Source organism: Curtobacterium sp. YR515, assembly GCF_900113095.1.
Classification (GTDB): domain Bacteria; phylum Actinomycetota; class Actinomycetes; order Actinomycetales; family Microbacteriaceae; genus Curtobacterium.
The window spans coordinates 474,141-493,740 of record NZ_FOOD01000004.1 but is presented as its reverse complement, the minus strand read 5'-3'; the positions used below and the strand labels follow the sequence as shown (position 1 = coordinate 493,740).

General features: G+C 70.3%; 20 protein-coding genes. 11 read left to right on the top strand and 9 right to left on the bottom strand.

Annotation, left to right across the window (positions count from 1 at the left end; all coding sequences use genetic code 11):
* Positions 1–34: 34 nt before the first annotated feature.
* The 4 genes from BM028_RS13625 (at position 35) to BM028_RS13610 (ending at position 4,250) form a co-directional block, all read left to right on the top strand.
* The gene (locus BM028_RS13625) at positions 35–1,567 is read left to right on the top strand and encodes an SDR family oxidoreductase (RefSeq protein ID WP_070418981.1); all 1,533 of its coding nucleotides are present in this window, start codon (positions 35–37) and stop codon (positions 1,565–1,567) included.
* Complete coding sequence (locus BM028_RS13620) at positions 1,564–2,148, top strand: GDSL-type esterase/lipase family protein (protein WP_071294684.1); 585 nt, start codon at positions 1,564–1,566, stop codon at positions 2,146–2,148. The genes BM028_RS13625 and BM028_RS13620 overlap by 4 nt, the downstream gene beginning before the upstream one ends.
* Positions 2,149–2,261: 113 nt before the next feature.
* Positions 2,262–2,603 (top strand): DUF6804 family protein, encoded by a 342-nt coding sequence (locus BM028_RS13615; protein ID WP_071294732.1) that lies wholly within the window; start codon positions 2,262–2,264, stop codon positions 2,601–2,603.
* Positions 2,604–2,696: 93 nt separating this feature from the next.
* Positions 2,697–4,250, top strand: coding sequence for a stealth conserved region 3 domain-containing protein (locus BM028_RS13610; RefSeq protein WP_071294685.1), 1,554 nt, complete (start codon positions 2,697–2,699; stop codon positions 4,248–4,250).
* Positions 4,251–4,362: 112 nt separating this feature from the next.
* On the opposite strand, the gene BM028_RS13605 is transcribed toward BM028_RS13610, so the two are convergent.
* From BM028_RS13605 to ctaE, 5 genes are all read right to left on the bottom strand, one after another.
* A complete protein-coding gene (locus BM028_RS13605) occupies positions 4,363–5,322 on the bottom strand; it encodes a phosphodiesterase (RefSeq protein WP_071294686.1) in 960 nt (319 codons plus the stop codon).
* Between the two features lie 168 nt (positions 5,323–5,490).
* Positions 5,491–7,176, bottom strand: a complete 1,686-nt coding sequence (gene qcrB, locus BM028_RS13600; protein WP_070418986.1) for a cytochrome bc1 complex cytochrome b subunit — start codon at positions 7,174–7,176, stop codon at positions 5,491–5,493.
* A complete protein-coding gene (gene qcrA, locus BM028_RS13595) occupies positions 7,176–8,243 on the bottom strand; it encodes a cytochrome bc1 complex Rieske iron-sulfur subunit (RefSeq protein ID WP_070418987.1) in 1,068 nt (355 codons plus the stop codon). Before qcrA ends, qcrB begins: the two co-directional genes overlap by 1 nt.
* 33 nt (positions 8,244–8,276) lie before the next feature.
* Positions 8,277–9,086, bottom strand: coding sequence for a cytochrome bc1 complex diheme cytochrome c subunit (qcrC, locus tag BM028_RS13590; protein WP_071294687.1), 810 nt, complete (start codon positions 9,084–9,086; stop codon positions 8,277–8,279).
* A gap of 21 nt (positions 9,087–9,107) precedes the next feature.
* Positions 9,108–9,746 (bottom strand): aa3-type cytochrome oxidase subunit III, encoded by a 639-nt coding sequence (gene ctaE, locus BM028_RS13585; RefSeq protein ID WP_031260857.1) that lies wholly within the window; start codon positions 9,744–9,746, stop codon positions 9,108–9,110.
* Between the two features lie 70 nt (positions 9,747–9,816).
* Here ctaE and trpD point away from each other — a divergent pair, with 70 nt between their 5' ends.
* The gene (gene trpD / locus BM028_RS13580; RefSeq protein ID WP_092387129.1) at positions 9,817–10,872 is read left to right on the top strand and encodes an anthranilate phosphoribosyltransferase; all 1,056 of its coding nucleotides are present in this window, start codon (positions 9,817–9,819) and stop codon (positions 10,870–10,872) included.
* Between the two features lie 81 nt (positions 10,873–10,953).
* Here the strand turns inward: trpD and glpK are convergent, their stop codons facing one another.
* A complete protein-coding gene (glpK, locus tag BM028_RS13575; protein ID WP_070418990.1) occupies positions 10,954–12,465 on the bottom strand; it encodes a glycerol kinase GlpK in 1,512 nt (503 codons plus the stop codon).
* A 45-nt stretch (positions 12,466–12,510) separates the two neighbouring features.
* The gene (locus tag BM028_RS13570; RefSeq protein WP_092387127.1) at positions 12,511–13,233 is read right to left on the bottom strand and encodes an MIP/aquaporin family protein; all 723 of its coding nucleotides are present in this window, start codon (positions 13,231–13,233) and stop codon (positions 12,511–12,513) included.
* 312 nt (positions 13,234–13,545) lie between these two features.
* Here BM028_RS13570 and dhaK point away from each other — a divergent pair, with 312 nt between their 5' ends.
* The 3 genes from dhaK to dhaM are packed head-to-tail and all read left to right on the top strand — an operon-like array spanning position 13,546 to position 15,950.
* The gene (dhaK, locus tag BM028_RS13565; RefSeq protein WP_092387327.1) at positions 13,546–14,547 is read left to right on the top strand and encodes a dihydroxyacetone kinase subunit DhaK; all 1,002 of its coding nucleotides are present in this window, start codon (positions 13,546–13,548) and stop codon (positions 14,545–14,547) included.
* A gap of 57 nt (positions 14,548–14,604) precedes the next feature.
* A complete protein-coding gene (gene dhaL, locus BM028_RS13560; protein WP_070418992.1) occupies positions 14,605–15,231 on the top strand; it encodes a dihydroxyacetone kinase subunit DhaL in 627 nt (208 codons plus the stop codon).
* Positions 15,228–15,950, top strand: coding sequence for a dihydroxyacetone kinase phosphoryl donor subunit DhaM (gene dhaM / locus BM028_RS13555; protein ID WP_092387125.1), 723 nt, complete (start codon positions 15,228–15,230; stop codon positions 15,948–15,950). The genes dhaL and dhaM overlap by 4 nt, the downstream gene beginning before the upstream one ends.
* Positions 15,951–15,970: 20 nt before the next feature.
* Here dhaM and BM028_RS13550 read toward each other — a convergent pair whose 3' ends face one another.
* On the bottom strand, positions 15,971–16,564 hold the full coding sequence (locus BM028_RS13550; protein WP_092387123.1) for a TetR/AcrR family transcriptional regulator: 594 nt from the start codon (positions 16,562–16,564) through the stop codon (positions 15,971–15,973).
* Between the two features lie 56 nt (positions 16,565–16,620).
* Between BM028_RS13550 and BM028_RS13545 the strand changes: the two genes are divergently transcribed.
* Complete coding sequence (locus tag BM028_RS13545) at positions 16,621–17,841, top strand: beta-ketoacyl-[acyl-carrier-protein] synthase family protein (protein WP_092387121.1); 1,221 nt, start codon at positions 16,621–16,623, stop codon at positions 17,839–17,841.
* On the opposite strand, the gene BM028_RS13540 is transcribed toward BM028_RS13545, so the two are convergent.
* The gene (locus BM028_RS13540) at positions 17,828–18,331 is read right to left on the bottom strand and encodes a GNAT family N-acetyltransferase (protein ID WP_092387119.1); all 504 of its coding nucleotides are present in this window, start codon (positions 18,329–18,331) and stop codon (positions 17,828–17,830) included. The genes BM028_RS13545 and BM028_RS13540 overlap by 14 nt on opposite strands.
* Before the next feature lie 195 nt (positions 18,332–18,526).
* Between BM028_RS13540 and BM028_RS13535 the strand changes: the two genes are divergently transcribed.
* Together BM028_RS13535 and BM028_RS13530 are read left to right on the top strand one after the other, a co-directional pair.
* Complete coding sequence (locus tag BM028_RS13535) at positions 18,527–19,033, top strand: nucleoside/nucleotide kinase family protein (protein ID WP_092387117.1); 507 nt, start codon at positions 18,527–18,529, stop codon at positions 19,031–19,033.
* Between the two features lie 209 nt (positions 19,034–19,242).
* Positions 19,243–19,587 carry a P-loop nucleotide/nucleoside kinase family protein gene (locus BM028_RS13530; RefSeq protein ID WP_254789597.1) on the top strand — a complete coding sequence of 115 codons (345 nt, stop codon included), beginning with the start codon at positions 19,243–19,245 and terminating at the stop codon, positions 19,585–19,587.
* Positions 19,588–19,600 lie beyond the last annotated feature (13 nt).

The window sequence follows — 19,600 nt, the reverse complement described above, 5'->3', positions numbered from 1 at the left end:
CCTACCCGGAGCCGAGCCGCGTACCGTGCCCCGCATGCGCGTCCTCGTCACCGGGGCCACCGGCTACATCGGCGGTCGTCTCGTCCCACGTCTCCTCGAAGCCGGTCACACCGTCCGCGTCTTCGTCCGCACGCCCCGGAAGCTGCAGGACGTCCCCTGGCACGACGACGTCGAGATCACCGCCGGCGACCTGCAGGACGCCGACGCCGTGCGCCGGGCCGTCGCCGACATCGAGGCCGTCTACTACCTCGCCCACGCGATGGGGGCGGACGGCGACTTCGAGCGGGCCGAGCGGGACGCTGCCGAGACCATGGCGCGCGAGGCCTCGGCCGCCGGCGTGCGGCGGTTCGTGTACCTCGGCGGCCTGCACCCCGACGGCGAGCTCTCGAAGCACCTCCGCAGCCGCAAGGAGGTCGGGGACGTCCTGCTCCACTCCGGCGTCCCGACGATCGCGTACCAGGCCGGCGTGGTGATCGGGTCCGGGAGCACCTCGTTCGAGATGATCCGCCACGTCACCGACGTGCTGCCGTGGATGCCCGCGCCGCGGTGGGTCCGGAACCGCATCCAGCCGATCGCCGTCCGTGACGTCCTCTACTACCTCGTCAAGGCGCTCGACATCCCCGCCGACGTGAACCGCACGTTCGACATCGGCGGCCCGGACGTCCTCCGCTACGGGCAGATGCTCAACGGGTACGCGGTGGAGGCGAAGCTCCCGCAGCGCCCGATCTCGCCGCTGCCCGTCCTCACCCCGGGGCTCGCGGCGCACTGGTTCAACATCGTGACGCCGATCCCGCGGAAGCTCGCCAAGCCGATCATCGAGTCGCTCCAGTTCGAGTGCGTCCAGCGCGAGCACGACATCGACGACGTGGTGCCGCGGCCGGAGGGCGGGCTGACCGGGTACCGCCGCGCGGTCCGTCTCGCCCTGAGCCGCATGCGCACCGGCGAGGTCGAGACCAGTTGGCGGAACGCGACGCTCGCGGCCACACCCGCGGACCCGCTGCCGAGCGACCCGGACTGGGCCGGCCACACCGTCTACGTCGACGACCGCAAGCGCCACTCGGCCGCATCTGCGGACGACGTCTGGCGGGTCGTCGAGTCGATCGGCGGCGAGAACGGGTGGTACTCGTTCCCGCTCGCCTGGGTGGCCCGCGGGTGGATGGACAAGCTCGCCGGGGGAGTCGGCCTGAACCGCGGTCGCCGCGACCAGAAGCGCCTCGAACAGGGCGACGCCCTCGACTGGTGGCGCGTGGAGCGACTCGAGCGCGGGCGCTACCTGCGACTGCGCGCCGAGTTCAAGTCCCCGGGCCGCGCCTGGCTCGAGATGACCGTGACCCCCGCGGACGACGGCGGCAGCGACTACCGGCAGCGGGCGATCTACTTCCCGCAGGGGCTCGCCGGCCGCCTGTACTGGTACTCGATCCTGCCGTTCCACGGCGTGATCTTCCCCGGGATGGTCGAGCGCATCACGGCGGCCGCCGAGCGGGAGTCCGAGCACACCGAGTCGACGGGGCGGAACTGGACCCAGCAGAATGGGAACCCGGAACCCGCACACGAGGAGGCAGCATGACCGAGGAACGCACGAGCGTCCTGTTCCTGGGCGACAGCATCACCGAGCAGGGGTCGTGGGACGCCTGGCTGCCCGACGAGCGGACCGTCAACCAGGGCATCGGCGGTGACACGACCGACGGGGTCCTCGCACGCCTGGACGCCGTCGTGGCCGAGCAGCCCGAGGTCATCGTCCTGCTCATCGGCACGAACGACTTCGGCAACCACCGCAAGAGCGTCGAGCACGTCGTCCGCGGGGTCGAGTCCGTGCTCGTGACCCTCCGCCGCGAGCTCCCGGGTGTCCGGCTGCTCCTCGTGTCGATCCTGCCGCGGCAGGCGGAGTACACGGCCAAGATCGAGGAGGCGAACCGGCACCTCCGCCAGTTCGTCGCCACCTGCCACGCCCAGTACCTCGACGCGTGGCCGGCCCTCGCCGACGGCGACCACCTCGACGACCGGTTCACCGACGACGGGTTGCACCTCACCGAGGACGGCTACCGGGCCTACGTCGCCGAGCTCGTGCCCGCGCTCGAACGGGTGCGCGAGCTCCCGCCGATGTCCCGGTCCATCCAGGCGATCGACCTCGACGGGGCCACCGCCTGATGGCAGGACGGAAGGGCCGACCACCGGCGGGATCGTCGCTGCACGGCGTGCCGGTGGGCGGGGCGGAGCCGACGCGGTCTGGCTCGGCGTCCGGCCGAGGGGCAGGGCGCGAGTTGCCGCCGTTCACCCGGCCCGCCCTCGCCCCGTCGCTGATCGCGGCGATCGTGCTCCTCGCCTGCGTCGCGATCGTCGACTCGTCCGGCTTCGTGTTCGCCCGCTGGGGTGTCACCGTGCTCAGCCTCATCGTCCTCGTCTTCGCCGTGCGGGGGCGGACGTGGTGGGCGGCGCTCCTGATGGCCGCGATCGCCGTCTGCTGGAACCCGCTCGCGGTCGTGCCGATCCCCGGCGAGGTGTGGGCGGCACTGCAGCTCGTCGCGGCCGCACTGTTCATCGTCGTCGGCATCGTCGTGAAGGTGCCGCGCGAGGCGGAGGCGAGCCGCGCCTCCAGGCCCTAGCCCGGGCGACCGACGAGCGGACCGAGCGTCCGCGCGGACGGTAGGATGAGTCGCCGGGCAAACGGGTCCGGCGCACTGATCCGAAGGGTGTGGATGAGCAACGAGACCGAGCCGGTGACCGAGAGTCCTCTGCTGAACCCTCGACCGTCCTCCGGCGGTCTCGAACGTCCCGACGTCGTCGTGCGGAAGGGACGCCTGACGCTCGTCAACGGGCACCTGACGCCGCAGCAGTCGATGATCGAGGACCTCCTGTTCCTCGACGACGCCCTCACCGCCGGTGACGTCGACCACCTGCTCATCCGCGGCAACGACCAGCGGCCGGTGATCGCCCTCGACGAGCGCGACCGGCAGCGGGCGGAGAGCGCCGTGATGGCCGCCGCCGCGAACGAGCCCTTCTACGCGAAGCCACCGGGGAAGCCCGCGGTGCTCGTCATCGACGACGGCCTCGGCTCCGTCGACGAGCCCGTCCTGCGCGTGTTCCGGCCGCGCCTCGAGCCGCTCGGACGCCTGCGCTACGGCGCCGAGACGAGCGTGCAGCTCGAGTTCTGGCGGGTCACCGACACCGAGGTCCTCGCGCCGGTCGAGAACGCCCTGATGCGCCGCAGCCTGCCCGTCGACGAGTTCGTGCTCGTCGACATCGAGCGGTACGGCCGCACCTGGCGCACGGTCGAGCACATGTTCGACGACCACGTGTCCGACATCCGGTTCCCGATCGACATCGTGTTCTCGTGGGTCGACGGCAACGCCATCGAGTACCAGCGTGCACGACAGGCAGCGCAGTCCGGTGCGGTCCTGGGCGAGGGCGACGACGCGCCCGCCCGCTTCCGCCAGATCGACGAGCTGAAGTACGCGCTCCGGTCGGTGCACACGTTCGCGCCGTGGATCCGGCAGATCTACATCGCCACGGACTCCCCGGCGCCCGCCTGGCTCGCCGACCACCCCAAGGTGCGCATCGTCCGCTCCGAGGAGTTCTTCGCCGACCCCTCCGTCCTGCCGACGCACAACTCGCAGGCCGTCGAGTCGCAGCTGCACCACATCCCGGGCATCAGCGAGCACTTCATCTACTCGAACGACGACATGTTCTTCGGCCGCCTGGTCGACCCCTCGGTGTTCTTCAGCCCGGGCTCGGTGACGAAGTTCATCCTCGCGACGACGCGGATCGGCCTCGGGTCGAACAACCCGGCACGCAGCGGGTTCGAGAACTCCGCCCGGGTCAACCGCCGACTCCTGCAGCAGCGGTTCGGCGCGGTGACGACCCGGCACCTCGAGCACGCGCCGACCCCGCTGCGCGCCTCGATCATGACCGAGATGGAGCACGAGTTCGCCGACGAGTTCGCGGCCACCGCGGCCTCACGGTTCCGTGCTGCCGAGAACATCTCGGTGACGAACTCGCTGTACCACTACTACTCGCTGCTCACCGGCCGGGCGATCGTGCAGGAGAACGCCGAGGTGCGGTACATCGACACGACGATGCAGTCCGGTCTGCGGGCGCTCGGCGACCTGCTCAAGAAGCGGAACGCGGACTTCTTCTGCCTGAACGACGGGAGCTTCCCCGAGGTCAGCGACGAGGAGCGGACGCAGCGGGTGACGGACTTCCTCGAGAAGTACTTCCCGTTCCCGGCGCCGTGGGAGCGCCCCGCGGGCTGAGGCCGGGCGCGCGGGCGAGCCTGCCCGCGGGCCCCGCGCCGGCACATGGTGAGCAGAAATGGTCGGGTCCACAGTTCGGACCCGACCATTCCTGCTCACGAAGTGCGGCGGCCTACCGGTGGACGGGGGAGACCGGCACGGAGTCGAGCGTGAACACCGGGATGCTCGACGTCACCGGCGCGGGTTCCGCCGCCGCCGGGATCGTCACGCCGGCCGCTGCGAGCCGAGCCTCGGTCTGGGCGGACGACACCGGCTCGCCGACCGTGGCGTAGTGCCCGATCGGCACGACCGAGTGCACCACGTTGTGGCCGTAGACGTGCACGAGGTTGAACGACTGCGCGCCGTCCTGCCCTCGGGTACCGCCCTGGTACTCGGTGAGGTCCTGGGTGTAGCACGTGGCGCTCGCGACCGACACGGGGATGCCCGCGAAGACGGCACTCGTCGAGTAGTGCAGGTGGCCGGCGATGATGGCGATGACGTCACTGCCCTCGACCACCTCGGCCAGGGCGTCCTGGTCGCGGAGCTCGACCAGGACGGCGAGGTCCTGCACGCTCGGCACCGGCGGGTGGTGCATCGCCAGGATGGTGCCGTGCGGTGCCTGCTCCGACAGGACCTCGGCCAGCCAGTCGAGCTGCTCGGGGGAGACCTCGCCGTGGTGGGCACCGGGCACGCTCGTGTCGAGGGTGATCACCCGGAGGCCGTTGACGTCGTAGACGAAGTCGACCGGACGATCGGTCGGCTGGAGCCCGAACAGCTCCTGCCGGAAGGCGCCGCGCTCGTCGTGGTTGCCCATCGCCCAGATGACCTGTGCGCCGATCCGCCGCGCGGCCGGCTCGACGATGTCGCGGATGCGGGCGTACGCGCCGGGTTCGCCCTTGTCGGCGACGTCGCCCGTGACGACGATGGCCTCGGGACGCGTCCCCGACGACTCGATGTCGGCGATGATCTGGCCGAGCCGCGCAGCTGAGTCGACGTCACCGTAGAGGTCGCCGTCACCCGCCACGAGATGGGTGTCGCTGAGGTGGAGCAGGAAGTGGTTCGGCCTGGGGTGTTCGGCCGTCCGGCTGTCCATCGGGGTCTCATTCCGTTGGTCGGGTGCGTGGTGCAACACAGTGCCACACCGTCCTGGACGAGTCCAGCACGTGTCGGTGAATCGAACGTGAACGCGGCACGGCGTGTTCCCGCACGCACGACGAAACCCCCGCCACCGAGGTGACGGGGGTTCCGGTGCGCGGGGTGCCTAGTGCTTCGACTCGACCGCGGGCGCTTCGTGTCCGGCTTCGAGGTCCGGGCCGTGGTGCGCGGCGTGCGCAGCCTCGAGCTCGGCCTTGGACACCGGGGTGATCCGGTCCTCGAAGAAGAAGCGCGACATGCTGGCGCGGGCCTTCTGCAGGCTCGAGATCTTGCCTCGGGCGTTCGGACGGATCATGAGCGGCTTGTACTCGTTGAACTGCAGGAGCTTCCAACGCTCGTACTCGTCGAGCTGCTCGTGCACCTCGATGTACTCGCCGTGGGGGAGTCGCACGATGCGTCCGGACTCGTACCCGTGCAGGACGATCTCGCGGTCCTTCTTCTGCAGGGCGAGGCACACGCGCTTCGTGATCCAGAAGGCGACGAACGGGCCGAGGACCGTCGTGGCCTGGATCACGTGGATGACGTGGTCGATCGACACGTAGAAGTGGGTCGCGATGATGTCCGACGACGCGGCGGCCCAGAGGCTCGCGTAGAGCGTGATGCCGGCGGCACCGAACGCCGTGCGGGTCGGGGCGTTGCGCGGGCGGTCGAGGATGTGGTGCTCACGCTTGTCGCCGGTGACCCAACCCTCGATGAAGGGGTAGATGAAGATGGCGAGGATGAGGAACACCAGCACCGCGATCGGCACGAGGATGTTGAACGACACCGTGTAGCCGAACCACACGACCTCCCAGTGCGGCGGCACCAGACGGAGCGCGCCGTCGGCGAAGCCGATGTACCAGTCGGGCTGGGTACCGGCGGACACCGGGGAGGGGTCGTACGGGCCGTAGTTCCAGATCGGGTTGATCGTGAACAGCGACGCGATGAGGGCGAGGATGCCCGCGACGATGAAGAAGAACCCACCGGCCTTCGCCGCGAACGCCGGGAGGATCGGCACGCCGACGACGTTCTCGTTCGTCTTGCCGGGGCCGGCGAACTGCGTGTGCTTGTTGATGACGACCAGCACGAGGTGGACGCCGAGCACCGCGACGAGGATCGCCGGGAGCAGCAGGATGTGCAGCGTGTAGAGGCGGCCGACGATGTCGGTACCCGGGAACTCGCCACCGAAGAGCAGGTAGGCGATCCAGACGCCGATGACCGGCACACCCTCGATCATGCCGACGATGATGCGCAGACCGTTCCCGGAGAGCAGGTCGTCGGGGAGCGAGTAGCCCGTGAAGCCCTCGGCCATGGCCAGGACCCACAGGATGAAGCCGAACACCCAGTTGAGCTCACGCGGCTTGCGGAAGGCACCGGTGAAGAACACGCGGGCCATGTGCAGCATGATCGAGGCCACGAACAGCAGGGCCGCCCAGTGGTGGATCTGCCGGACGAAGAGCCCGCCGCGGATGTCGAACGAGATGTTGAGCGTCGACTGCAGTGCGGTCGACATCTCGATGCCCTTCAGCGGGACGTACGAGCCGTGGTAGACCACCTCGGCCATGGACGCCTGGAAGAAGAACGTGAGGAAGGTACCGGACAGCAGGACGACGACGAAGCTGTACAGCGCCACCTCGCCGAGCATGAAGCTCCAGTGGTCGGGGAAGATCTTGCGCCCGACCTCCTTCACGAGGCCCGAGATGCTCGTGCGCTCGTCGATGTAGTTGGCGACCCCGCCGATGATGCGGGATCCGCGCTCCGGTGCCGGCTTGGTGGTCGACGACGCGGGTGCGTTGGTGGTCGTGCTGCTCATCAGCGTTCACGCTCCCAGAAGGACGGGCCGACGGGCTCGTGGAAGTCGCTCTGCGCAACCAGGTAGCCGTCGTCGTCGATCGCGATCGGAAGTTGGGGGAGGGGGCGTGCCGCCGGCCCGAAGATGACCTCGCAGTTGTTCGAGACATCGAAGGTCGACTGGTGGCACGGGCAGAGCAGGTGGTGCGTCTGCTGTTCGTACAGGGCGACCGGGCATCCGACGTGGGTGCAGATCTTCGAGTACGCGACGATGCCGTCGTAGCCCCAGTTCTCGTGGCCCTTGGAGGGGTTGAGGTCCTTGGGGTCGAGGCGCATGAGGAGGACGGAGGCCTTGGCCTTCTCCTCGAGCATGTCCTCCTTGTCGAGCATGCCGTCCGGGATGACGTGGAACACCGAACCGATGGTCACGTCGGACGCCTTGATCGGCAGACCCGTCGGGTCCTTCGTCAGGCGCGTGCCCTTCGCCCACATGGTGTGGCGGAGGAGTTCGTTCGGGTCGGCCGCGGGCGCGAGGTCGCGCACGAGGACGATGCCCGGGAGGGGGAAGGCCGCCAGGGCGCCGATCATCGAGTTGCGGATCAGCTTGCGACGGCTGAAGCCGGACTCCTTGTCGGCGAGCTGGAACGCCTCGACCGCCTTGGCGCGGGTCGCGTCGGTGCCGCGGGTGCCGTGGCGGAGCTCGGTGATCTCGCGGTCCACCACGAGCGACTTCGACCAGTACACGGCGCCGAGGCCCAGCGCGAGGAGGGCGAGGGCGATCGAGAGGCCGAGCCAGAGGTTGGCGGTCCGGACGGTCCCGAAGTCGTCGGAGTCGATCGGGAAGGCGACGTAGGCCGCGATCGCGAGGACACTGCCCACGATCGACAGGTAGAAGAACGTGGCGACCTGACGCTCGGCCAGGCGCTGCTTCTTCGGGTCGACGTCGGTGCGGCGTGCGCGGTGCGGCGGCTCGCCCGGGTTCTCGAACGGGTCCGTCGGCAGGACCGCGATCCCGGCCGAGGTGGTGGTCGTGCCGTGCTTCTCGACAGCCGAGGACGAGTTCAGTGCCTCGTCGTCGTGCTCTGCCATGGTGTTCCCTTCAGTGTCGTTCGACACGGACGATCAGTTGGACTTCGCGGTCAGCCAGACGGTCATCGCGACGACCGCGCCGAGTCCGAAGATCCAGATGAACAGACCCTCTGCCACCGGGCCGAGGGAGCCGAGTGCGAACCCGCCGGGCGACTTGTTGTCCTGCACGTACTTGAGGTACGTGATGATGTCGGCCTTCTGCTCGGGGGTGAGGTTCAGGTCGTTGAACACCGGCATGTTCTGCGGGCCAGTGACCATGGCCTCGTAGATGTGCTTGCCGGACACCGACTGCAGGTTCGGCGCGTACTTGCCCTCGGTCAGGGCACCGCCGGCGCCGGCCACGTTGTGGCACATGGCGCAGTTGATGCGGAAGAGCTCCGCACCTTCGGCGGCGTCGCCGTCCTCGCCGTTGGTGAGGCTCTCGGAGGGGACCGCCGGGCCGGGGCCGAGCGAGGCGACGTACTCGGCGAGTGCGTCGATCTGCTCGTCCGTGAACTGCGCGGGCTTCTCTTCGGCCTGGGGGCCCTGGGCGGCCATCGGCATGCGGCCGGTGCCGACCTGGAAGTCGACCGACGCGGCACCGACACCGATGAGGGACGGACCCTCGCTGGTGCCCTGCGCGGAGAGGCCGTGGCAGGTGGCGCAGTTCGAGGCGAAGAGCTTCTGGCCCTCGTTCACCTTCGACTGGCTCGAGGCCGCCACGGTGCTCGTGCTGTCGTCGGCGTTCGCCGTGGAGCTGAACAGCGCGTACGCACCGCCGGTGGTCATGAGACCGACGACGATGAGCGACACGGTCGCCATCGGGGAACGGCGGCCCTTCTTGGACTTGGTTCTGTTGAACATGCGGTGGGGGCTATCCAGTTCCTACTTGAGAAGGTAGATGACGGCGAAGAGGCCGATCCAGACGACGTCGACGAAGTGCCAGTAGTACGACACGACGATCGCGGTGGTCGCTTCCTTGTGACCGAAGTTCTTGGCGGCGAACCCGCGGCCGAGCGTCAGCAGGAAGGCGATGAGGCCACCCGTGACGTGCAGACCGTGGAACCCGGTGGTCATGTAGAAGGCCGAACCGTAGGCGCTGGAGGAGAGCGTCACGCCCTCGTGCCAGAGGTTCGCGTACTCGAAGATCTGGCCGCAGACGAAGATCGCGCCCATGCAGTACGTGACGAAGAACCACTCCGTCATGCCCCAGTCCTTGGGGTTCCAGCTCGTCCGGTGCACCTGGAAGCGCTCGGCCGCGAAGACCGCGAACTGGCAGGCGAAGCTGGACAGCACCAGGATGATCGTGTTCACCGAGGCGAAGGGCACCTCGAGCTTGGCGGTCTCGGTCGCCCAGAGTTCGGGCGAGGTGCTGCGCAACGTGAAGTAGATCGCGAACAGGCCGGCGAAGAACATGACCTCGCTGCCCAGCCACACGATCGTCCCCACGGCAACGGCGTTCGGCCTGTTCAGGACCGGACCGCTGGCGGATCTGGAGAGAGGGGTGCTAGTCACAGACTCCATTATGGCCGAAACCACGGACAGTGTTTTCGCAGCCAACTGGCGGGTCTCTCGAATTCACTACGATCAGAGCATGCTCGACGCTCTCACCTGGCCTGCCGTGATCAGCGCGCTCATGGCGCGCGAAGACCTGACGATCAGCCAGTCCACATGGGCCATGCAGGAGATCGTGGCAGGTCGGGCCACCCCGGCGCAGATCGCCGCCTTCGTCGTGGCCCTCCGCGCCAAGGGCGAGACCGTCGACGAGGTCGTCGGTTTCCGCGACGCGATCCTCGACGCGGCCGTCCAGCTCGACGTCGACCCGATGGCACTGGACATCGTGGGCACCGGCGGCGACGTCGTCGGCACGGTGAACGTCTCGACGATGAGCGCGATCGTGATCGCCGCCGCGGGTGTCCCCGTCGTGAAGCACGGCAACAAGGCGAGCTCCTCGAAGTCCGGGTCGAGCGACGTCCTCGCCGCACTCGGGCTCGACCTGACGATGGACGCCGCGCGTGTCGCGGACACGTTCCGGCGTGTCGGACTGACCTTCGCGTTCGCGAGCGCCTTCCACCCCGGGTTCGCGCACGCCGGACCCGTCCGCCGCGAGATCGGCGTCCCGACGGTGTTCAACTTCCTCGGTCCGCTCGTCAACCCCGCACGGTGCGAGGCGAACGCCGTGGGCGTGGCGCAGCTCGAGCTCGTCCCGATCATCACGGGCGTGTTCCAGACCCGCGGGGCGACCGCGCTCGTGTTCCGCGGCGACGACGGCCTCGACGAGCTGACGACGACCGGGCACAGCCACATCTGGGAGGTCACCGGCGGCCGCGTCACCGAGCACGACCTCGACCCGCGCGACCTCGGGATCGCCCGGGCCCGGATCGAGGACCTGCTCGGCGGCGACCCGGAGCACAACGCCGCCGTGGTGCACCGCGTCCTCGCGGGGGAGACCGGCCCCGTCCGCGACATCGTCCTGCTCAACGCCGCCGCCGGCCTGGTGTCCTTCCGCCTGGCGGAGGACCCGGCCGAGGTCGACCGCCCGATCCTGCAGCGCTTCCGCGAGCAGCTGGTCGTCGCGGCCGACGCGATCGACTCGGGCGCCGCCGCGCGCAAGCTGGCCGACTGGGTGGGCGCGACCCCCGTCGCGTGAGCGCAGACGCAACACAGCGGAGGCGCGGTGCCGGTCCGTGGGACCGGCACCGCGCCTCCAGGCAGTCACCTCAGGACAGGACTACTGGACGTCCTCGTCGACCCAGTCGAACGTCTTCGTGACGGCCTTCTTCCAGAGGCGCAGGGTGCGCTCGCGCTCGGCTTCGTCGAGCTGCGGCTCCCAGCGCTTGTCCTCCTGCCAGTTGGCACGGAGCTCGTCGAGGTTCGCCCAGAACCCGACCGCGAGCCCGGCCGCGTAGGCCGCGCCGAGCGCCGTCGTCTCCGCGACGACCGGACGGACGACCGGCACGTTCAGGATGTCCGCCTGGAACTGCATGAGCGCGTCGTTGGCGGTCATGCCGCCGTCGACCTTGAGCTCGGTGAGGTCCACACCGGAGTCCGCGTTGACGGCGTCGAGGACCTCGCGGGTCTGCAGCGCCGTCGCCTCGAGGGCGGCGCGGGCGATGTGGCCCTTGTTGACGTAGCGGGTGAGGCCGACGATGGCACCGCGGGCATCCGGACGCCAGTACGGCGCGAAGAGCCCCGAGAACGCCGGGACGAAGTACACGCCGCCGTTGTCCTCGACGGTCTTGGCGAGGGCCTCGACCTCCGGGGCGCTGCCGATCAGGCCGAGGTTGTCGCGGAGCCACTGGATCAGCGAGCCCGTGACGGCGATCGACCCCTCGAGCGCGTAGTGCGTCTCCTGGTCGCCGAGCTTGTAGCCGACGGTCGTGAGCAGCCCGTTCTCCGAGCGGACGATCTCCGTGCCCGTGTTGAAGATGAGGAAGTTGCCCGTGCCGTAGGTGTTCTTCGACTCGCCCTGGTCGAAGGCCGCCTGGCCGAACGTCGCGGCCTGCTGGTCGCCGAGGATGCCGGCGATCGGGACCTCGCGGAGGAGGTTCGAGGACTCGACGTGGCCGTAGACCTCGGAGGAGCTGACGATCTCGGGGAGCATCGACTTCGGCACGCCGAAGTCGGCGAGGATGTCGTCGCGCCACTCGAGCGTCTCGAGGTCCATGAACAGCGTGCGGGACGCGTTCGTGACGTCCGTCTTGTGGACGCCGCCGTCGACGCCACCGGTCAGGTTCCAGAGGACCCAGGTGTCGGTGGTGCCGAAGAGCAGGTCGCCCGCCTCGGCCTTCTCGCGCGCACCCTCGACGTTCTCGAGGATCCAGACGATCTTGGTGCCGGCGAAGTACGTCGCCAGCGGCAGACCGACGACCGACTTGTAGCGGTCGGTGTCGCCGTCGGCGAGCTTGTCGACGATCGACTGCGTGCGGGTGTCCTGCCAGACGATCGCGTTGTAGACCGGCTTGCCGGTGTTCTTGTCCCAGACCACCGCGGTCTCGCGCTGGTTGGTGATGCCGACCGCCGCGACGTCGTGGCGGGTGATGTCGGCACGGGACAGGGCCTGGCCGATGACCTCACGGGTGTTGTCCCAGATCTCCGACGGGTCGTGCTCGACCCACCCGGCACGCGGGAAGATCTGCTCGTGCTCCTTCTGTCCGACGGACACGATCGAGCCGGAGTGGTCGAAGACGATCGCTCGGGTGGAGGTCGTGCCCTGGTCGATGGCGACGATGTAGTCGGCCATTGGTGCTCCTAACGGTCTTGCTCGGGTGGGTGTGGTGAGGGTGGATCAGGCGAGGGGCAGGAGTGCGTACGACAGCCCGGCTGCGAGGGCACCACCGATGAGGGGGCCGACGACCGGCACCCAGGCGTAGGCCCAGTCGCTCGAGCCCTTGCCCTTGATCGGCAGGAAGGCGTGCGCGATGCGGGGGCCGAGGTCACGGGCAGGGTTGATCGCGTAGCCGGTCGGGCCACCGAGGCTGACACCGATCGCGATCACGAGGAAGGCGACCGGGATGGCGCCGAGCTCGGCCGGGGTCTTGCCGTTGGTGAAGGCGATGACCACGAAGACGAGCACGAAGGTGCCGATGATCTCGGTGACGAGGTTCCAGCCGTACGTGCGGATCGCCGGGCCGGTGGAGAAGACGCCGAGCTTCGCGGCCGCGTCGGGTTCCTCGTCGAAGTGCTGCTTGTAGGCCAGCCAGACGATGACCGCACCGACGATCGCGCCGATCAGCTGGGCGAGCCAGTAGAGGAACATCTCACCGATGGTGATGTTGCCCAGGATGGCCTGCGCGAGGCTCACCGCGGGGTTGAGCTGGCCGCCGGACTTGTACGACACGGTGACACCGGCGAAGACCGCGAAGCCCCAACCGATCGTCACCATGAGGAAGCCGGCTCCGAAGCCCTTGGACTTCGTCAGCGAGACAGCGGCGACGACGCCGCCACCCAGGATGATGAGCATCGCCGTGCCGACGAGCTCGGAGAGGAAATTGACGCCGATGCCGTCCATCGGTGACCTCCAGTGCGTGAGGGTGGGGGTCCGGTGGTACAGCGCCGGCACTCCCCGTTGAGTGATTGGGGCCGAGCATACTGACGGGCATCGACGGATGGCGATGCATTCGTGAGGGAAGTGCGCGATTGTGCACGAACGTGCATGGTCGGTGTGCGTGCGCGCATCCGAGGCCGGTGGGCCGCCCCCGGGGCGGTGCACGAACGTGCACACGGGGGGAACGCTCGCCCGGGGCGGCGATGTAGATTGAGGGCACTCCGGTCGACGACGGCGGTGCTGCCTCGCGATCGCCCGCACTCCGTGGAGGTCAGCATGAAGAAGCTCATCAACGATCCGCAGGCCGTGGTCGACGAGACCGTGCGCGGGTTCGCCCGTGCCCACGCCGGCCACGTCGTGCTGGTGGAGGACCCGATCCACATCCACCGCGCGGACGCCCCGGTGTCCGGCAAGGTCGGGATCGTCAGCGGCGGGGGCAGCGGACACGAGCCGCTGCACGCCGGGTTCGTCGGGTACGGCATGCTCGACGCCGCGGTGCCGGGGCCGGTGTTCACGAGTCCCACACCGGACCCGATCGTCGCCGCGACGAAGGCCGTCGACGGGGGAGCCGGCGTGCTCCACATCGTCAAGAACTACACCGGCGACGTCCTCAACTTCGAGACCGCCGCCGAACTCGCCAGCATGGACGACGTGCGGGTCGAGTCCGTCGTGGTGGACGACGACGTCGCCGTGCAGGACTCGCTCTACACGGCCGGCCGACGCGGGGTCGCCGGCACCGTCGTCGTCGAGAAGTGCGCGGGCGCCGCAGCCGAGCGGGGGGACGACCTCGACGCCGTCGCCGCCGTCGCCCGGCACGTGAACGACGTCACGCGCTCGATGGGGCTCGCGCTCGCCTCCGGCACCGTCCCGCACGCCGGCGAGCCGTCGTTCACCCTCGCCGACGACGAGGTCGAGCTCGGCATCGGCATCCACGGCGAGCCCGGCCGCGAACGCATCCCGATGGCCCCGGCCGACGAGCTCGTGGACCGCGTGCTCGAACCGATCCTCACCGACCTCGCCGCTCCCGCCGGGTCGAAGCTCCTGCTCCTCGTGAACGGCATGGGCGGCACGCCCCTCTCCGAGCTCTACATCGCCTACCGACGCGCCGCCGAGGTCCTCACCGACCGCGGGTTCGACGTCACGCGTAGCCTGGTCGGCGACTACGTGACATCCCTCGAGATGCAGGGGTTCTCGCTCACCGTCACGGTGCTCGACGACGAACTCACCGCCCTCTGGGACGCACCGGTGGAGACCCCGGCACTGCGCTGGGGACGCTGAACCCACCGCACCACGACCCGGCCCGTGAACGGAGCCGGACGCAGGAAGGAACACGAATTGGCGCTCGACACCGCATGGGCCATCGACTGGGTCCGACGCACCGCCGCGACGATCGACGAGCACCGGGCCGAGCTCGTCACGCTCGACCGTGAGATCGGCGACGGCGACCACGGTGAGAACCTCGACCGCGGCTTCCGTGCCGTGCTCGAGGCCGTGGACGCCGGTTCGTTCGACACCCCCGGAGCCGTGCTGAAGGTCGTCGCGACGAAGCTCATCTCGACGGTCGGCGGTGCCGCGGGTCCGCTGTTCGGGACCGCGTACCTCAAGGCCGCACAGGCCGCCGGGGACGCAGCGGAGCTCGACGCCGACACGCTCGTCCAGGTGCTGACCGCCGCCCGTGACGGCATCGTGTCCCGGGGCAAGGCCGCCGTCGGCGACAAGACCATGGTCGACGCCTGGTCGCCCGCGGTCGACGCCGCCGGTGCCGCCGCCGCCGCCGGGGACAGCCCCGAGCAGGTGCTCGCCGCAGCCGCCGACGCGGCCGTCACCGGCGCGGAGTCGACCGACCCGCTGGTCGCCCACAAGGGCCGCGCGAGCTACCTCGGCGAACGTGCCGTCGGGCACCGCGACCCGGGCGCGCAGTCCACCGTGTACATCCTCCGCGCGGCCGTGGACGCCGCGTGACCGTCGGGATCCTGATCGTCTCGCACAGCGCGGCGATCGCGACCGGCACCGTCGAGCTCGCCCGGCAGATGGCGGCGGACGTCCCGCTCGTGGCCGCCGGCGGCACCGACGACGGCGGCATCGGCACCTCGTTCGAGGCCATCACGGCCGGCATCGAGGAACTCGCCGACGCCGAGGCAGTGGTCGTCCTGTGCGACCTCGGCTCCGCCTACCTGACCACCGACACGGCGCTCGACTTCCTCGACGACGACGTCCGGGCACGCGTGCACGTCTCGCAGGCCCCGCTGGTCGAGGGCGCGGTCGCCGCGGCCGTCGCCGCACAGACCGGTGGCGACGTCGACGCGGTCCTGGCCGCTGCCGCGTCTGCCGCGGGCTCCGAGGCGGACGCGAGTCGTGCCTCCAGTCGGTCCGGCGACGGCCCAGGAGGCGCGGCGCCGGTCTCCGGGACCGGCTCCGTCGACGACGTGGCCGCGTCCGAGACGGTGGAACTCGTCAACGAGAGCGGCCTGCACGCCCGGCCGGCCGCGGAGTTCGTGAAGACGGCCGCCAGGTTCGACGCCGAGGTCCGGGTCAACGGGGTGGACGCGAAGAGCCTGCTCGCGATCATGGCGCTCGCACTGCCCAGGGGGGCGTCGGTGACCATCGAGGGGACCGGAGCCGACGCGCAGGACGCGGTCGACGCGCTCGTGGCGCTCGTGCGGTCCGGCTTCGGCGAGTAGGGCGCTGCGCCTCCTGCGGGTCAGGCGATCGAGACGGTGCCGGCGAGGTCGAGGTCGGACGGTCCGCCGGTGACCCCGGCGTCGGCGAGCAGCGTGGCGCCGAACACCGCGCTCCAGAACGTCCGTGCGTCGCGTCCGACGCCGCTCCGGCTCGTCCAGCCGTGTTCGGTGACGACCCGTTCGAGGTAGCGCTCCGACTGCCGGAACAGCACCTGCAGGAGCAGTCGCACCCGGTCGCGCTGCGCGGCGTCGTCGCCCGCGCTCGCGAGGGCCCGCACGACGAGCGGCGTCGACGGCATCGCGAGGGCGGTGCGGGCGAGGACCTGCCGGAACGCCTCGGCGCTCGTGGCGCGACGCCCGGCTGCCTGCAACCGGGTCGTGTCGCGCAGGAAGAGCGCGAACGCGGCGTCGAGCACCAGCCGGTCCTTCGATCCGTAGTGGTGCGTGATCTGGTTCGGGTAGACGCCCGCGGCCCGGGCGATCTCGCTCACGGTCACCGTCCGGTGCTCGGTCGGGCCGCCGGTGCCGCTGAGCAGTCCGGCGGTCGCGGCGAGGATCCGCGCCCGGGTGGCTGCCCCGCGCGGGGTGCCCGGGGCGTCGCTCGAGGTTGCCATGCCGGAATTGTACGTGGTACAACTCCACTTGTTCAACGTACAAGAAGGAGCCTCCCGTGCACATCTCCATCACCGGCTACGGAGCGATCTCGCCGTTCGGCCACGGCGTCGACACGCTCTGGGACGCCCTGGTCGCCGGCCGCTCCGGCGTGCACGACCTCGACCGGACCGGCACGCACTGGGACCAGGTCCCGATCCGTGTCGGCGCCGCCGCCGCACTCGACGCGGACGGAGCACTCGGGCGGGTCCGGGCGAACCGGCTCGACCGCAGCCAGCAGCTCGCGCTCGTCGCGGCGGAGGAGGCCTGGGCGGACGCCGGCGCCCCGACGGTCGAGGGGGACCGGCTCGCCGTCGTCGTCGGCACCGGGATCGGGGGAGTGGAGACGCTCCTCGACGCCCACGACGTGCTCGGCACCGCTGGCGCCCGTCGCGTGTCACCCCGCACCGTCCCGATGCTCATGGCGAATGCCGCCGCGGCGCAGATCAGCATCGCGTTCGGTGCACGGGCCGGGGCGTACACGACCGTGTCCGCCTGCGCCTCCGGGGCCGAGGCGATCGCGACGGCCGCGCGGTTGATCGTCACGGGGGAGGCCGACGTCGTCATCGCCGGTGGGACCGAGGCGGCGGTGACGCCGGTGACCATGGCGTCCTTCGCGCAGTCGCAGGCCCTCGCGAAGCCGGGCGACGACGACCCGACGACGCTCTCCCGCCCCTTCGACGCATCGCGCCGCGGGTTCGTGCTCGGCGAGGGTGCCGGGTTCGTCGTGCTCGAGCGGGCCGACCACGCCGCTGCCCGCACCCAGCGCTCGCACGGGACCCTCGCCGGATGGGGCATCACCTCGGACGCGTTCCACATCACCGCGCCCCTGGCGGACGGGTCCGAGCAGGAGCGGGCGATGACCGCGGCGATCCGGATGGCCGGGTTGACGGGCGACGACATCGACCACGTCAACGCGCACGCGACCAGCACGCCCGTCGGGGACGTCGGCGAAGCCGCTGCGATCGCTCGCGCCGTCGGCACCGGGGCCGTCGTGACCGCGCCGAAGGGGGCCATCGGGCACATGTTCGGGGCAGCCGGGGCCGTCGAGTCGATCCTGGCCGTGCGGGCGATCGAGACCGGGCTCGTGCCGGCGACGCTGAACCTGGAGCACCTCGACCCGGCGGTCGAGCTGGACGTGGTCGCCGGGGCCGCGCGGGAGGTGCCGATCCGGACGGCGCTGAACAACTCGTTCGGCTTCGGTGGGCAGAACGCGTCGCTGGTGTTCACCGCGGCGTGACCGGGCGCCCGGACTGCAGGGTGCGGGCGTAGTCGACCGTGGGGTACGGCGTGAAGCCGAGTGACTCGTAGAGCGCTCGCGCCGGGGCGTGGAAGGCGTCCCCGCCCGTGCCGATGTGCACCGCCTCGACCCCGCGGTCGCCGAGCTCGCGGAGGACGGTCGTGCACAGTGCCCGTGCGACTCCTCGTCGTCGGGCACGCGGGTGGACGGCGACCATCTCCAGCCGGCCGGACGCGCCGTTCGTGACGTGCCACCCGACGTACCCGAGAGGCCCGTCGTCGTCCTCCGCCAGCGTGATGAACCGGTCTTCGGCAGGGTCGAGCAACGCGGGCACCTCGTGCCGGTAGTCGTCCTCCCAGTGCGCGTGGTCGTGTGCCGTGACCTCCGGGCGCAGTCTCACCAGGTCACCGGCGAGGAGCGGGCGGAAGGTCTCGATCGTCAGTTCGGTGAGCGTGGGCAGATCGTCGGGCGTGCAGGCGCGGATGTGCATGGTGTGCCTCTTCTCTGAGCAGTCTGAAGGCGCCACACCGTGCTCGGTGTGGCGGTACGTGACGGCGAGGCCGTCGCCTTCAGTGGCGGGTGCGCCAGCTCGCGAAGCAGTCCATGGCCACCACGCTACCCACCGTTCCCGCCGCAGCGCCGCACGGGCCTGGGTAGCGTCGACCGGGACGGAAGGACGGACACGATGCGACCACTGATCCTCTCGGGTGGCCCGGCGGTCGGGAAGACGACCTGCGGTCGTGCCCTCGCTGCCGCGGAACCGCGCGGCGCGTACATCGACGGTGACGACGTCCGCCAGCTCGTCATCGCCGGGGATGCGACGCTCTGGTCGGGATCGGAGGGCCGTGCCCAGCACGCACTCGCCGCCCGCAACGTGAGTGCCCTGGCCCGGAACCTGCTCGCTGCGGGCTTCGCCGTCACCGCGTCGGACGTCCTCACCGCGGAGACGCTCGCCGTGTACCGCGCCGAACTCCCGGAGTGCTTCGTCGTGCACCTGGCGATCACCCTCGAGGAGGCCCGAGCGCGAGCCGCCACACGACCGGTGTCCATCACCGACGACGAGTTCGAACTGCTCCACCGGATGACCGCGGTCCCACCGGCGGTGGACCTCGTCCTCGACGTCACCGACATGGCCGAAGCCGACCAGGTCGCTGCGCTCCACCGTGCGTGGGCGACTGCGAGCGTGCGGTGAGGTGGAGTGCTCCACCCGGGCTCGGTAGGGTCCACGCATGGCGCTGGTGCTGATGTGCGGTCTCTCGTTCTCGGGCAAGAGCACGCTGGCGGTCCGGTTGTCCGACGCGCTGGACGGAGTTCTGTTGGGCCTCGACCGGATCAACGAGGAGCGCGGCCTCGACGGCGGCCAGGGCATCCCCCCCGGAGGAGTGGGCCACGACGAACGCCATCGCGCACGAGCGGGCGGGCGAATCGCTCGCGTCCGGCCGCGACGTGATCGTGGACGACACGGGCTCTCCGCGATTCGTCCGAGATGCCTGGCGTGCCACCGCGGCCGCCGCCGGGGCACCGTTCGCCCTCGTCTGGGTGCGGATCGCCCCGGAGCTGCAACGGCGACGCGTCCTCGCGAACCGGACCGAGCCGGCACGACCCGACGTCACCGACGCCGTGCTCGCAGAGCACGCCGCGAGCTTCGAACCGCCCGAGACGGAAGAGCCGGTGATCGTCGACGGTGCTCGTACGGCAGACGCGTCGACGGTCGCTGCCGTCGTCGACGCGATCAGGTCGCGGTAGCGGAAGGCGGCCG

Coding starts and splice junctions, on each gene's coding strand:
- BM028_RS13625 (WP_070418981.1), top strand. CDS start 35: ATGCGCGTCCTCGTCACCGGGGCCACCGGCTACATCGGCGGTCGTCTC.
- BM028_RS13620 (WP_071294684.1), top strand. CDS start 1,564: ATGACCGAGGAACGCACGAGCGTCCTGTTCCTGGGCGACAGCATCACC.
- BM028_RS13610 (WP_071294685.1), top strand. CDS start 2,697: ATGAGCAACGAGACCGAGCCGGTGACCGAGAGTCCTCTGCTGAACCCT.
- BM028_RS13605 (WP_071294686.1), bottom strand. CDS start 5,322: ATGGACAGCCGGACGGCCGAACACCCCAGGCCGAACCACTTCCTGCTC.
- qcrB (WP_070418986.1), bottom strand. CDS start 7,176: ATGAGCAGCACGACCACCAACGCACCCGCGTCGTCGACCACCAAGCCG.
- qcrA (WP_070418987.1), bottom strand. CDS start 8,243: ATGGCAGAGCACGACGACGAGGCACTGAACTCGTCCTCGGCTGTCGAG.
- qcrC (WP_071294687.1), bottom strand. CDS start 9,086: ATGTTCAACAGAACCAAGTCCAAGAAGGGCCGCCGTTCCCCGATGGCG.
- ctaE (WP_031260857.1), bottom strand. CDS start 9,746: ATGGAGTCTGTGACTAGCACCCCTCTCTCCAGATCCGCCAGCGGTCCG.
- trpD (WP_092387129.1), top strand. CDS start 9,817: ATGCTCGACGCTCTCACCTGGCCTGCCGTGATCAGCGCGCTCATGGCG.
- glpK (WP_070418990.1), bottom strand. CDS start 12,465: ATGGCCGACTACATCGTCGCCATCGACCAGGGCACGACCTCCACCCGA.
- BM028_RS13570 (WP_092387127.1), bottom strand. CDS start 13,233: ATGGACGGCATCGGCGTCAATTTCCTCTCCGAGCTCGTCGGCACGGCG.
- dhaK (WP_092387327.1), top strand. CDS start 13,546: ATGAAGAAGCTCATCAACGATCCGCAGGCCGTGGTCGACGAGACCGTG.
- BM028_RS13550 (WP_092387123.1), bottom strand. CDS start 16,564: ATGGCAACCTCGAGCGACGCCCCGGGCACCCCGCGCGGGGCAGCCACC.
- BM028_RS13540 (WP_092387119.1), bottom strand. CDS start 18,331: ATGCACATCCGCGCCTGCACGCCCGACGATCTGCCCACGCTCACCGAA.
- BM028_RS13535 (WP_092387117.1), top strand. CDS start 18,527: ATGCGACCACTGATCCTCTCGGGTGGCCCGGCGGTCGGGAAGACGACC.